Source organism: Tychonema sp. LEGE 06208 (assembly GCF_015207505.1).
In the GTDB taxonomy this organism is placed as follows: Bacteria; Cyanobacteriota; Cyanobacteriia; order Cyanobacteriales; family Microcoleaceae; genus Microcoleus.
Genome location: NZ_JADEWT010000150.1, coordinates 1 through 13,562, shown reverse-complemented (window position 1 = coordinate 13,562; position 13,562 = coordinate 1). Strand labels below are relative to the sequence as shown.

The 13,562-nt window shown below is 47.1% G+C and carries 11 protein-coding genes and 2 pseudogenes; 6 read left to right on the top strand and 7 right to left on the bottom strand.

All coding sequences use genetic code 11. From position 1 onward, the window contains the following. The 4 genes and pseudogenes from IQ263_RS25735 to IQ263_RS25720 form a co-directional block, all read right to left on the bottom strand. A partial coding sequence (locus IQ263_RS25735; protein WP_228050364.1) for a DUF4335 domain-containing protein occupies positions 1 to 747 on the bottom strand: 747 nt, incomplete at its 3' end. 177 nt (positions 748 to 924) lie between these two features. Further along, complete coding sequence (locus IQ263_RS25730; RefSeq protein ID WP_442921933.1) at positions 925 to 1,683, bottom strand: DUF3038 domain-containing protein; 759 nt, start codon at positions 1,681 to 1,683, stop codon at positions 925 to 927. Then, positions 1,680 to 2,852, bottom strand: coding sequence for an RNA-guided endonuclease InsQ/TnpB family protein (locus IQ263_RS25725; protein WP_194070933.1), 1,173 nt, complete (start codon positions 2,850 to 2,852; stop codon positions 1,680 to 1,682). Before IQ263_RS25725 ends, IQ263_RS25730 begins: the two co-directional genes overlap by 4 nt. A 231-nt stretch (positions 2,853 to 3,083) precedes the next feature. After that, positions 3,084 to 5,799 (bottom strand): annotated as a pseudogene (locus IQ263_RS25720) (endonuclease MutS2). A 54-nt stretch (positions 5,800 to 5,853) separates the two neighbouring features. Here IQ263_RS25720 and IQ263_RS25715 point away from each other — a divergent pair. The 3 genes from IQ263_RS25715 to IQ263_RS25705 all read left to right on the top strand — a co-directional run bounded on the left by IQ263_RS25715 (position 5,854) and on the right by IQ263_RS25705 (position 7,604). Further along, entirely contained in the window at positions 5,854 to 6,039 is a 186-nt protein-coding gene (locus IQ263_RS25715) for a hypothetical protein (protein ID WP_194070932.1), read from the top strand. Between the two features lie 34 nt (positions 6,040 to 6,073). Further along, positions 6,074 to 6,232, top strand: a complete 159-nt coding sequence (locus IQ263_RS25710; RefSeq protein ID WP_194070931.1) for a hypothetical protein — start codon at positions 6,074 to 6,076, stop codon at positions 6,230 to 6,232. A gap of 310 nt (positions 6,233 to 6,542) precedes the next feature. Then, positions 6,543 to 7,604 carry a mannose-1-phosphate guanylyltransferase gene (locus IQ263_RS25705; protein ID WP_194070930.1) on the top strand — a complete coding sequence of 354 codons (1,062 nt, stop codon included), beginning with the start codon at positions 6,543 to 6,545 and terminating at the stop codon, positions 7,602 to 7,604. 134 nt (positions 7,605 to 7,738) lie between these two features. Here the strand turns inward: IQ263_RS25705 and IQ263_RS25700 are convergent, their stop codons facing one another. Continuing rightward, positions 7,739 to 8,323: a Uma2 family endonuclease gene (locus tag IQ263_RS25700; protein WP_194070929.1), complete on the bottom strand. Its 585-nt coding sequence runs from the start codon at positions 8,321 to 8,323 to the stop codon at positions 7,739 to 7,741. A gap of 332 nt (positions 8,324 to 8,655) precedes the next feature. On the opposite strand from IQ263_RS25700, the gene IQ263_RS25695 reads away from it, so the two are divergent. From IQ263_RS25695 to IQ263_RS25685, 3 genes are all read left to right on the top strand, one after another. Then, positions 8,656 to 10,308 (top strand): ABC1 kinase family protein, encoded by a 1,653-nt coding sequence (locus tag IQ263_RS25695; protein WP_228050363.1) that lies wholly within the window; start codon positions 8,656 to 8,658, stop codon positions 10,306 to 10,308. A gap of 144 nt (positions 10,309 to 10,452) precedes the next feature. Next, the gene (gene uvsE / locus IQ263_RS25690; RefSeq protein ID WP_194070928.1) at positions 10,453 to 11,397 is read left to right on the top strand and encodes a UV DNA damage repair endonuclease UvsE; all 945 of its coding nucleotides are present in this window, start codon (positions 10,453 to 10,455) and stop codon (positions 11,395 to 11,397) included. 81 nt (positions 11,398 to 11,478) lie between these two features. Beyond that, complete coding sequence (locus IQ263_RS25685; protein WP_194070927.1) at positions 11,479 to 12,147, top strand: SOS response-associated peptidase; 669 nt, start codon at positions 11,479 to 11,481, stop codon at positions 12,145 to 12,147. Positions 12,148 to 12,618: 471 nt separating this feature from the next. On the opposite strand, the gene IQ263_RS25680 is transcribed toward IQ263_RS25685, so the two are convergent. Together IQ263_RS25680 and IQ263_RS25675 are read right to left on the bottom strand one after the other, a co-directional pair. Then, the gene (locus tag IQ263_RS25680) at positions 12,619 to 13,236 is read right to left on the bottom strand and encodes a CP12 domain-containing protein (RefSeq protein ID WP_194070926.1); all 618 of its coding nucleotides are present in this window, start codon (positions 13,234 to 13,236) and stop codon (positions 12,619 to 12,621) included. 81 nt (positions 13,237 to 13,317) lie between these two features. Then, positions 13,318 to 13,562: pseudogene (locus IQ263_RS25675) on the bottom strand (hypothetical protein); the annotation flags it as partial.

The following is a 13,562-nucleotide window of genomic DNA, read 5'->3' as shown; positions in this document are numbered from 1 at the left end:
GGCGATCGATTGGGGATTGGCGGGGGCTGAGGCGGTTTGTGAGGCGGTGGGGGGTCGATCGAGCATTTTGATAATTCCTGTCGTCAGGCCGGCGCTAGCGACCAGCAGGGCTGCTACTTTGAGTCCGGCTGCTGAGGGCGATCGTCCGCGCTGGCGGTTGAGGTTGGGGAGGGCGATGGCTTCGGCGGCGCAGTCATCTAATGCTGTGGCTAAGTCAAACAGTTGCAGGGTGCTTAGGTGTACTGCAGGCCCGGATTCTGCGGGGGTTAAAGTGCCTAAAAATAAGTTGTGGGCGAGCAAGCCGCGAGGTTCTAGGCGGGGCCCAACTGGCAGGTAGGAAGTGTTTGGGGCGATGGTTCCGGGTTCGGATGTGTTGGTTGGTCGATCGAATGTAACGACATGGCGCGCGACTTCTGGCGAGTCTGGATCGCTTGCGGTTAGGCTTGTTTGGGAGTTGAGGTTGCTTTCCCAATCGCGGGATTCGCCCAGCAAGTTTTGGACGTAGTTGCTGACTGCTTCGTGGAGGGTTTCGAGTTGAGCGCGATCGCCCCTGAGAGTAACGTGTTCGGTATCTGGTAGTCTGGGGTCGTCGAGCCGCAACTCGAAATTTAAAGATTTAAATACGGGTTTGCCGGCCCAGCGAGATAGAGGCGAACTTTTGGCTGTTATTTCCAGCGTGCAAGTAGGGGGCGTGTACCGTTTTCGCATAATGAATGAAGAGGGAAGAGGGAAGAAGTCAGTAGTCATTAGTCATTAGTCAGTAGTCATTAGGCATTAGGCATTAGGCATTAGGCATTAGGCATTAGGCAGATGGAATAACTATGTTTTATCTGATATTTGGTAGCATTCTTAACAAGCTTTTTTAGCAACAGGCATCTTGCCTGTTCCTGATGTTTTTCATTCTCGTTTTCATTATGGCTTAGCTTAATTCTTAGCGCGGTCTAGGAGAGCCAGCCAGAGCCGCCTGTGACCGCCGGGACTGCTGTAAAATAGCAAATCTATCAGGAGTTTGAGGGCTAGGTTGGTTAGTTCTTGTGCCGATAGGTTTTCTGCATCTTCCATGCGATCGGCATAGGTGTTGCTGAACCTGTCTATATAATCTCCTAGCAAAGCGACTGTATGAGGTTCGCGGTTTTGCTCTGCCATTTGTTCTAGCAAAGCGACGGCGCGGCGGATTAAAGCTTGGTGCTGTTTTGCTAAATGACAGCCGATCAAAACGAGCGATCGAGCTTCTTCCACATCTAGTTTTTTGCGCCCTCCCTGGCCTTTCCGCAGCGGGTTAGATTGGCGCAGCCGCCACAATGCCACGCGATCGGCTACCATTGGCTCTAAATTCAGTTCGGCTGCTACTTTGAGCATCGCGTCTGAACCAATTTGTGCGAGTGCTTCTAGGGCTAACAGCACTAAATCCAGTTGGGCTTTAATGTTGTCCAACTGGGTAGGTTCTGGTGCTTTTTGGGTCAATTCTTCCCAGTTGGGAGATGAACCTGTTTGGTTTGTGGGAGCGGAGGGCTTTACGGTGGAGCGCATGGCTTGGGCACGGGAAATAAGACTGGTTGAGGCTGAATACCCTAACAGTATGCGGTGTTGACGGATTTGCGGCCGCCGGACAACGGCATAATCTGTTAGTTTTTCTCCTTGACATCCGCCCCGGCGTGAACGCACGGGGATTCTAGAAATCACTTCCTAGACCTTTCTGCTTCATCGCAACCGCCATCAGACTTATGCCTATCCGGTCTTACGTTCGCTCCACAGACTTTCACCGCAAGCCCTGCGGCAAGTATATTTTGGGCGGCGTTGATATCTCGGTCGTGGTGAGTGCTGCATTTAGGGCAGTCCCATTCCCTCAGATTCAACGGTAACTTTTCCACAATGTGACCGCAGTTGCCGCACCGCTTAGAACTGGGAAACCAACGATCGATCTTAATCAAAGTGCGATCGTACCATTTACACTTGTATTCAAGTTGCCTTACCAACTCACCCCAGCTTGCATCACTGATTGAAAGGGCGAGTTTGTGATTTTTCACCATGTTTTTGACAGCCAAGTCTTCTACGGCGATGGTTTGGTTTTCACGCACCAACCGAGTCGTCAACTTGTGAATAAAATCTTGTCGGGCATCGCTAATTTCTGCATAAACTTTAGCGACTTTCAAACGCGCTTTTTGCCGATTTTTAGAGTCTTTTTGCTTGCGACTCAATGCTTTTTGAGCTTTTTTGAGTTTGTGGCGAAACGCCTTGAAACATGAGGGACCCGCAATTTTTTCACCCGTACTCAGAGCCATCAAACTCGTAATACCCAAATCAATCCCAACTATATTAGGGGACTGGGGCAATGGTTCAATCTCGATATCCACCAACAGCGAAACACTCCAGCGTCCAGCGGGCGAGAGTCTCACCGTGACGCTAGAAGGTTCTGCGCCTTGAGGGATAGCCCGACTCCACCGAATCGCCAAGGGTTCAAGGGTTTTCGCCAGAAAAAGTTGACCGTCTCGCCATTTGAAGGCAGACTTGGTAAATTCTGCACTACCACCATTGCGCTTTTTTTTAAAGTTGGGGTATTTCGCCCGTCCTGCAAAGAAGTTAGAAAATGCAGATTGCAGGTGTCTCAAGCCCTGCTGCAAGGGGACGCTACTAACGTCATTAAGGAAATCAAGATCCTCTTGTTTTTTCCATGCCGTCAACAAACTAGAGGTTTCGGTGTAGCCAACTCGCTCTTGCCGTTCGTACCATGCCTCTGTTCTGGCCCAGAGAGCGCGGTTGTAGACCAATCGAGTACAGCCCAAGGTTCTCCGAAGCAAGGTTTCTTGCTCCGGAGTCGGATAGAAGCGGTACTTGAAAGCTTTTTGTGTCATGCTTGCATTTTAGCACTTACTTTGTGAGCAAACCTGAAGATATTGTAAAGCCGTTTTCAAAGGACGGGGTTTTTACCCAAATTTCTGATAACTCGTTGTTTTGATTCCGGCAATACTATTTGTTGACGAATTTTGCTAGTCGAAGGTTGCGGTTGCCAGTTCGATCGAGCGCAACCCCAAAAACCCATAAATTTTCACCCCCAACCATCCTACGCCGCAAAGTGACCGAAATCAATGTAAATAAGCGATCGTCACGCCTCCACCTCCTTCTTTTTGACTGGCGAGCTCGAAGCGGGAAACCTGCGGGTGAGTAGCGAGGAATTCGTGCACCCCGCGCCGCAACTGTCCCGTACCTTTGCCGTGAATTATCCACAAAACTCCGTATTCCACGGCTTTGGAAAGTGCTCTGTCGATTTCGATTTCCGCGTCGGAGACTCTCGCACCCCGGAGGTCGATCGAATTATTAGCAGTGCGAATAGCAATTTCGGGATTGGGTTTTGCAGGTTCCGCCGCTGCTTGCTTGGCTTTAGCCGTAGCGATTGCTTGGGCTTGGGCTGCTACCTTGGCTAATTGAGCTTTTGTTTCCGGTTTTTGACCGTCGAGGGATTCAATTTCTCCCAGTTTCACAGTCATTTTCATAATCCCAAACCGCACGCTCAATTCTTCGTTAGCATCGGGGCCGCTGAGGACTTCGGCGGTTTGACCGAGGCTGGGTATGCGGATGCGATCGCCCGTTTTTGGCATAAAACCCGGTTTTGGTTTCGCCGGTTGTTGCCGAGATGGCAGGTGTTTTTGGGAAATTTGATTTAAGGTATCTGTCGCCACCTGGGCATTTTGAGCCGTTTTATCGCCCGACTGCAAGCGCCGGATGATTTGAGCAATTTCTGATTTTGCCGACCCTATCGCCTCATTTACCGCCACTTCCTGAGCTATTTTTAGTTCTCGCTCCCGCTCTTGCAAAGCCGCTGCTTTTTGAGAAACTTCTTTGTGCAGTTTTTCGGTTTGGTGCAGCAGTTGAGTTGCTTCTCTGGCCTTGGTTTCCTGTTTGCGGCGCTGGGCTTCGAGTCCCGCAATCACTTGATTGACATCGGCAGAAGCTCCGCCGACATAGGTTTGAGCTCGATCGACTATGGATGCTAGCAAACCGAGTCTTTTGGCAATGGTGAGGGCGTTGGAACGTCCGGGAATTCCCCACAGCAAGCGATAGGTTGGCTGCATGGAATTGTCGTCAAATTCTACTGAGGCATTTTCAAAGCGGGAGTCTTGATATTTGAGGGCTTTGAGTTCGCCAAAGTGGGTGGTTGCAACTGTTAATAGGGAATGTTGGGCGAGATATTGCAATAGGGCGATCGCCAATGCACTGCCTTCTGAGGGGTCTGTCCCCGCTCCTACTTCGTCTAGCAAAACTAAAGATTTGGGAATTGGGAATTGGGAATTGGGAATTGGGAATTGGGAATTGGGAATTGGGAATTGGGAATTGGGAATTGGGAATTGGGAATTGGGAATTGGGAATTGGGAATTGGGAATTGGGAATTGGGAATTGGGAATTGGGAATTGGGAATTGGGAATTTTCTTCTCCTTCTCCTTCTCCTGCACTTTCCCCTTCCGATTTATTAGTCAAAACTTCTAAAATGCGGCTGATGCGGCGGATGTGGCCGGAGAAAGTAGACAAACTTTGCTGCAAGGATTGTTCGTCACCTATATCGGCAAGAATGTTGTCGAACCAAGGCAATTCTACGGGTTCGCGGGCGGCGACAAACATTCCGGCTTTTGCCATTAAAGCTGCTAATCCCAAGGTTTTGAGGGTGACTGTTTTGCCGCCGGTGTTGGGGCCGGTGATGGCGACGACGCGGATTTGGGGCCCGATGGTTAAATCGACTGGGACGACTGGAAAGCCTTGTTCGTATTGTTGCTGCCAAACTAATAAAGGATGGCGCAATTGGCGCAGGGTAATTTGCGATCGCAAATTGGGAATTAACGATCGACTATTTTCTGCTGTTTCTTCCTCTGAATTTTCCTCATCTAATTGGTCGGGATTTTTTGGTGCTAATTCTGGTTCTTGGAATTCGATAAATTTAGGAGGATTTGCTTGCAGCCAAAAACTGTAACGGGCTTTGGTGGCAGCTAAATCTAAAGTTGTCACTACCACCAACAATCTATCTAAATCTGGTTTTACTGCTGCGACTTGCTCGGTGAGGGCGCGGAGAACTGCTTCTTCTTCGGCTTGTTCTTGCCGGAGCAACTGCCGCATTTGGTTGTTGAGATTGACTGTGTTGTGGGGTTCTACATACAGTGTTGCGCCACTGGCGGAGGAGTCGTGAACGATGCCTGGTATGGCATCTTTTTGGGGAGCTTTGACGGGAATGACAAAGCGCGAGCTTCTTTGGGTAATTACTTGTTCTTGGACGGCGTTGGATTGTCGCTGCAAAATGCCTTGGAGTATTTGATAAATGCGATCGCGCAACTGTCGCATTTGAACTCGAATTCCTGCTAATTTAGGAGTGGCTCGATCGGCTACTCTAGCGCGATCGTCTATACACCGATGAATTTCTTGCTCGATTTCGGGATAAGTCCGCAATTGGGAAGCCAATTCTTTGAGTATCGGCACATCCGTTGCAGAGTCAACGATCCGGCGCAATTGCCTCGCCCCCGCGAGGGTGGTAGCAATTGCCAGCAATTCTTCGCCGCCGAGCAAACCTTGCAGTTCGGCTCGCTGCAGGGCACTGCCGATGTCTTGGATTCCTTCAAAACTCAAAGCACCGCCAGGACGGCTTTCTAACTGATAAGCTTCTTCAGTTTGCGCCTTGAGTTCGGCTGTCTGAGCTGGAGTTTCGGGGATTTGGAGGTCGAGGGCGGCGGCGACACCGAGTTTGGTAGCCGCGAAGGTAGCCAAGTGCTGACACAGGCGCGGCCATTCTAATAGTTCTAGTGTTTCGGCTTGAATCAAAGTTGAGATGGTGTTGGTAATTGGCATTCCCAGGCGCTGACCGAGAAGGTGAATTTGACGGCAGTATTTTTTTATTTTAAAGTTTTTTATGGTTTCCGCGTGCAACTTAAGAAAGTATCTGCGATCGCCCTCGGTCGATTTTCCGTTTTCGATTTACTCCACAGAGGAAGAGAGCGCAAACTAGGCTTTAAAATTTTGATCTTTCCACGGGCGGTGGTCGCGATCGGCATCCGTTTTTAGTCTCGGCGCTCAATTATACCATTTTTCAAATTTTATGCTACGTTATCTGGGAAATATTTATGTACGCTCCGCATCTTACTATCCTCTTTTAAATCCCGAACAGCTTAAAGCAAAACTCGTATTTGTAGTGGCACTTTATCAAGTTGGTATAACATCGCGCAGCTATCGGGGTGAATTGCCACACACAATCTAGATGCAGGACAGCTTAGGGTGTTAGGGAGAAAAGAAACTCTCGAATTCAATTGATTGTGCGCTCTGGATAGGGCTTTTTTGAGTGTAACAATTTTTGAGAGCGCTGATTTGCTTGGTTTTTAGAGTGGCAAAATCGATCGCGCGGTTAAGCACAAGAGAGGCAATGCGGGTTGAAAAATGTGGGCAATCACAAGGTTGATAGCGAAAGAGTCAACACTCAACACTCAACAGTCAATCTTTCTCAGTAATTCTTTACAAACAGCCTTTGGATATCGAGGCAAAATAGATGTGAACTGTTTAAACTTTCAATAATGAGTAGAACCTTAATTCCTGTGATTCTAGCCGGCGGTAAAGGCGAACGTTTTTGGCCGCTGAGTCGCAAGCAGCGGCCCAAGCAGTTTTTGAGTCTCGACGGTAGCGGTAAGAGTTTGCTGCAGACTACTGCAGAAAGACTTTTGGAATTAGGTAACGGTTGGGAGGATTTGTGGGTGGTAACGTCGGAAATGTTGGCCGACGGGGTGCGGGAACAGTTGCCGCTTTTACCTCAAGAGAATTTGCTGGCGGAACCCCAGGGCCGGGATACTGCGCCGGCGGTGGCTTGGACTGCTATAGAAACTGCGAAGCGTTACGGTGAGGATGCGGTTGTTGGTTTTTTCCCGGCGGATCACTGGATTGGGGAACCGGAGGAGTTTGTCAAGACTTTGGAGGCGGCGGCGGATTTGGCGAGAAATCAGGATGCGATCGCCACTTTGGGTGTCAAACCGAGTTATGCTTCTACTGGTTACGGCTACATCGAACAAGGCGAGGAAATTGGCAGTTTTGGCGGTTTTCCGGCGTACCGGGTGGCGAGATTTACGGAAAAGCCCGATCGCACAACTGCTGAAGAATTTGTCGCCAGCGGCAAGTTTAGTTGGAACGGCGGAATCTTTGTATTTCGAGTCGGCACAGTCTTGACAGAATTGCGAAATCATGTACCGGAAATGATGGCAGCTTTGGAAGCAAAAGGTGCTGCTGCTTACTCGGAATTGCCAAAAATTAGCATTGATTACGCGCTGATGGAGAAGACGCAAAAAGCCTGTGTTTTGCCTGTGAGCTTTAGCTGGGACGATTTGGGTGATTGGAATGCGATCGGGCGTTTGCTGCAAGGAGACAAGCCAAATGTCGAGTTAGCAAAACACGTCGGAATTGATACCAAGGAAAGCATTTTCTATGCAGCGGATGACAATGAAGTGATTGTCACCATTGGTTTAGAAGATGTGGTAGTTGTCAGAGATGGCAACGTAACTTTAATTGTGAAAAAAGATAGGACGCAGGAGATTAAACAGGTAATCAAAGTGTTGGGAGAAGATGACAAATTGAAAGATTTGCTGTAAGCATGGCATCGCAATAAAAAAATAGGTTCGTAGTCAGGACTTCAGTTTTTTCTTACTCAATAAAGCCAGAAAGACTAAAGTCTTTACTACGAACCTAGGAAATTTTAGTGACGCAACTCGCATCTGTCAACTATTTACATAATTTCTGCTAAATCCAACACAAAACCAGGCAGTACATCTTCCCCCGACACAGTGGCAGGATTTTGGAGAATTTCCACACTTTGACCGGGGCGATATATTTCAACCCGCCGATTTTGCCTGTCAATTAACCAACCCAATCTCGCACCGTTATCTATATATTCTTGCATTTTCTCTTGCAGCTTTTTCAACGAATCAGTCTTCGAGCGCAACTCGACCACAAAATCGGGACACAAAGGAGCAAAACTGTCTTTTTGTTCCGGTGTTAAAGCATCCCAGCGTTCTTTTTTGACCCAAGAGGCATCAGGAGAGCGATCGGCACCATTGGGAAGTTTAAAGCCTCCAGAAGAGTCGAAGGCAACTCCTAGATTATTTTGCCTGCTCCAGGCTTGAAGTTGATATGATAAATCGATATTGCGCTTGCTAGTTTCACTGCCTGTCGGTGGCATAATAATTAATTCCCCTGATGCTGTACGTTCAAATTGATAATCGCGGTTGTTCTGACAAAGCTGAAAAAATTGCTCGTCAGTTAAGTTGATGGATAATTCGATCGAGGTTGCAGGAGATTGGATGGCAATCATGTTTTTTATAGATGTGAAACACATTGACAATTTGGCTGGTAATAACTTACTTATTCAAGTTTTTGACTCAACTTTTCAACTCAATAAATTTAATCATAAAAATATCATGTCTGCTTTAACTGTATATTAACATGAGGATTAATGCTACGGTCAAAAACCGATCGCCCTCCCCCACACCCCAAAGTAGGCGCGGCGCAGCTATCCCTCTTCAGAAATTGCGCCCTTCGCCCCCTCTCGCCCCCAAAGTTATTCCTCAAGACAATGGTCAGCTTGGTTAACAGCGCTATCCTAGTAGTTATATTGCTACCAAAGTCGATCGACCAGGAGGCCCCTTGTTCAGCCTAGTTCAAAACACTTCTCGCAAAGGAGAAATCCTAGAGGTCGTCTTCCGCAACGGTTGGGACTACATGAAAAGCCTCCTAACCGGCCGCAAAACCGACGCACCCAGTCTCCCAACTCCCGCAGTTCTCCGCAACATCCTGGTAGAATTAGGCCCAGTTTTTGTGAAATTGGGACAATTGCTGAGTACCCGTCCCGACCTTTTACCCGCCGCCTACATCGAAACCCTCTCGACGCTACAAGCGGAAGTTCCGCCCGTACCTTGGTCGGAAGTAGAATTTATTGTCCGCAAGGAACTCACACAATCTCTCGAAGATACCTTCGCTAAATTTAACACTCAGGCGATCGCCGCAGGCTCGATCGCCCAAACCCACAAAGCTACCTTAAAAGACGGCCGCGAAGTCGCCCTGAAAGTTCAGCGCCCCGGTATCGATATTGTCATCGAACAAGACATCGCCGTACTCCGAGGTTTGGCCGAACTTGTCATGCTCACAGAATTCGGTCAACAATACGATATTGTCGCCCTAGCCGAAGAATTTGCGATCGCCCTGCGTGCAGAACTAGACTTCATTCAAGAAGCCAGCTACACCGACGAACTGCGCCGCAATTTATCTAAAAGTAAATGGTTCGACCCAAAACAAGTTGTTCTACCAGAAATCAACTGGGAGTTGACCACCAAAAAACTCTTAGTAATGGAATGGCTGAACGGAGTACCGATTTTGTTAGGCGATTTGCAAGGAATTGGCCACAAAGGAGATATAAATGCCGAACGCGAAGAAATTACAACGCTACTTTGCCGCGTTTTCTTCCAGCAGTTATACATCGACGGATTCTTTCACGCAGACCCGCATCCCGGCAATTTATTTTATCTCAAAGACGGTCGGATTGCCCTGCTAGACTGCGGCATGGTCGGCAGATTAGATCCGCGCACCCAGCAGAATTTGACAGAAATGTTGCTGGCAATTGTCGATTTAGACGCTCAGCGATGCGCTCAATTAACATTAGAAATGGCAGAATTTGCTCAGCCTAAAAGTTTAGCTATTCTCGAAAACGATTTGGCTCGAATGCTGCGAAAGTATTATAATGTTAGCTTGTCGCAAATGAACTTATCGGAAATATTTTATGAAGTGCTGGAAATTACCAGAAAAAATAAAATTAGGCTTCCCAGCAATCTCGGTTTGTACGCAAAAACTCTAGCTAATTTGGAAGGGTTGGCACGTTCTTTCAATCCAAGATTCAATATTGTAGAGCAGGTAAAACCGCTGATGACCGATATGTTTCGGCGTCAGTTGTTGGGAGATGACCCGGTGCAAGCTTTGCTGAGAACTGCCCTGGATCTGAAAAGCTTGTCTTTGCAATCTCCGCGACAGGTGGAAGTGCTTTTAGAGCGGGTGACTTCGGAAACTTTGAAGTGGAACTTGACAATAAAAGAACTCGATCCGTTGCGCCGAACTTTGGGTGATTCTGCGAACCGACTTTCTTTTAGTATTGTCGTGGGTTCGCTGATTGTGGGGGCGGCAATTATTTCTTCTAACGCGCAAACTGCTCAATTATCTTTTCTGAGCAATGGTTTGTTTGGGGCGGCGAGTTTTTTGGGCTTTTGGTTAATTATTAGCATTTTGCGTTCTGGTCGTTTGCGGAGTTGATTGTTAAGGGGAGATGGGGGGAATCAGGAGATATAGCAATTTTTTCGGGAGACGCGAGTAGTCCCTCCCAACTTCCGAACTAAGGACTAAAATCCTTACTACAAACCTATTTAGTATAAAAGTCAAGTCAGGGATTATGGAGAAATGAGCGAGATTAACCAAGTATTGGGAAAGGACAAATTACCGGAATTGGGGTTAGTCTGCATTACAACATCCGATGCTGTTCGCTTTCGCACTGTCACGCGGAAGCGACTTTTACAGCTTGCCGAAACTGAACAAGAAAAAGTGTTGCGCGAGCTTTATGCAGACAACTTAAAACGGCTTGACAAAGCGATTGATTTCTGCTGTGCAAATAACATTAAATTGTATCGCATGACTTCTGCGCTGTTCCCTTTTGCAGATACAGATTTGGGGGAAACAGTGCTGCACTCAATGGCTGAGGAATTGCGGAATACGGGCGATCGCGCAATTTCCCTCAATATCCGTTTGGTACTCCACCCCGATCAATTTGTTGTCCTCAGTTCCGACAAGCCTGATGTCGTTGCAAACAGCATTAAAATTCTGGCAACTCATGCTTTAATCTTAGATATGTTGCAACAACCCCGATCGCCCTACGCACTGATGAACATTCACGGCGGTAAGGGATCTCGCGCTTCGCAACTCACATCAGTCATCCGCGACTTACCCGAATCTATTCGATCGCGCTTAACCTTTGAAAATGACGAATACGCCTACAGTTCCTCAGAACTTTTAGAAGTTTGTCTCGATACCGCAGTCCCGATGGTTTTTGACGCGCACCACCACGTCATTCACGAACATTTAGAAAGTTACGACGATCCCAGCGTTGCCGAAATGCTCGCAGCAGCCCGCACCACTTGGTCAGTTCCTGAATTGCAATTAGTCCACATATCCAACGGAAAAGAATTTTTTGCCGACCCGCGCCACAGCGATTTAATTACAGAAATGCCAGAGTGCTATTATCAAGCTCCTTGGATTGAAGTAGAAGCTAAATTCAAAGAATTAGCTATTGAAAAGTTGCGCGCCGAATGGCTGACCCGGAATATTCCAGAATGCAGCAAAATCGCGTAGCGACTCCGATAAACTGACAGTTCTATCGGGGTTTAAACCCAGCAAAAATCGAAAAAACCGCGTTAATACCAACTATAAATTATGTGCGGACGATTCACTTTAAATACTTCAGGTCAAATCATCGCCGAATTCTTCCAACTGTCGGAAGTTCCCGACATCCAACCGCGATACAATATCGCCCCAACTCAATCAGTGGCTACAGTAACAGTTGAGCCAGAAAAAATGCAGCGACAGTTTCAATTTATGCGCTGGGGCTTGATTCCAAGTTGGGCAAAAGACATGAAAATCGGCAGTAAAATGATTAACGCGCGATCGGAAACTGTAGCCGAAAAACCTGCTTTTCGCAGCGCCATCAAGCACAGGCGATGTTTGATAGTTGCTGATGGTTTCTACGAATGGCTGCCACTCTTAAAACACAAACAGCCTTACTATTTTCAAATGGCCCAGGGCGAACCTTTTGCTTTTGCCGGTTTGTGGGAAAATTGGGAATCTCCAGAAGGAGAAAAGATTGTATCTTGTACTATAATTACTACCGCTGCTAACGAAACTGTGCAGCCGGTACACGATCGAATGCCGGTGATTTTGCCCGACAGCGCTTGGGAAGAGTGGCTCGATCCTGCTGTTAACAGCGCTCAGGAAGTTTTGCCGCTGTTAAAGCCCTATGCTGCTGCAATGAAAGCAAAGGCGGTAAGTGCGATCGTCAACAGTCCCAGCAAAGACAGTCCTGAGTGCATTCAAGCGATCGAATAAACGGAGTCATTAGTCAGCAGTCATTAGTCCTTAGTTAACTATTAAACATTAATAAATACGGCGTCATTAGTCAACAGTCATTAGTCCTTAGTCAACTATTAAACATTAATAAATATGGAGTCATTAGTCAGCAGTCATTAGTCATTAGTCAACTATTAAACATCAATAAAGATGGAGTCATTAGTCATTAGTCAGCAGTCATTAGTCCTTAGTTAACTATTAAACATTAATAAATATGGAGTCATTAGTCAGCAGTCATTAGTCATTAGTCAACTATTAAACATCAATAAAGATGGAGTCATTAGTCATTAGTCAGCAGTCATTAGTCCTTAGTTAACTATTAAACATTAATAAATGTTCCACAAGTATTCCCCTTCAACAGCTAACAGCTAACAGCTAACAACTAACAACTAACAACTAACAGCTAACAACTAACAACTAACAACTAACAACTAATGACTGAGGACTAAATTAACTGTCGTACATCCGCGCTTCGGCAGCTTCGGGATTTTCCTCGCAATACTCGTCAAAAGCCGTTTTGTCAAGCTTCATCGATCGCTGGTGAGAAGCCTCAGCCTGCATTTCCTCTACAATGTCCCACGCTACCGCGCACTCTCTAGAAGTAGCGCCTTTTTGGGAACAGACTGTTCTAGCCTCCGCGATCGCCCTTTCGATTTCTTCCTCAAATAAAACACTTTTCGGCTTATCAACAAAATCGCTTTTTGTCAAGATATCTGTTACCGAAATAATGCCAAGCAGCTTATCCTTAATCACCGGAGCTCGGCGGATGCGAGTATTGGCGAACAACCTCGCCACGTATTCTACACCCAAGTCTGGATTCACCGTAATGCACGGTTTGGTCATAATCTCGAAAACGCGGACTTTTTGCGGGTCTACTCCGTAGGCTGTTACTTTGTAAACAATATCGGTTTCCGTAACAATACCGTAGGAGTCTTGTTCGTGGCGGCGTTCCACAATTAGCGCGCGCAGGCAAAGTTCGTTCATCGTCGCCACTGCTTCAGCTACCGTGGCCGAACCCCGAATGGTAACAACTTCTGTTGTCATAATATCTTGGGCTTTCATCATCATTTTTAATTGCTCCCCGGTTATAAAGTCTAGTTCGTCCCGATTTTAGGCCGAAAATTTGATTTCCTATCACCATCATAAAACTTATTGACAGACGCAACTGTTACGATAAATCAAGGATGGCGAAGAAAGAAGGAAGTTCGGCAACGGATTGTGTAACGGATGTAACGGATGAATGTTAAAGGAAGAAGGATGATGTTGAGGCTTGAGGGAAGAAGGAATATTTTCCCAACTATCCCAATCTCCCCATCTCCCCATCTCCCACTCTCCCCATCTCCCCATCTCCCACTCTCCCACTCTCCCACTCTCCCCATCTCCCACTCTCCCAC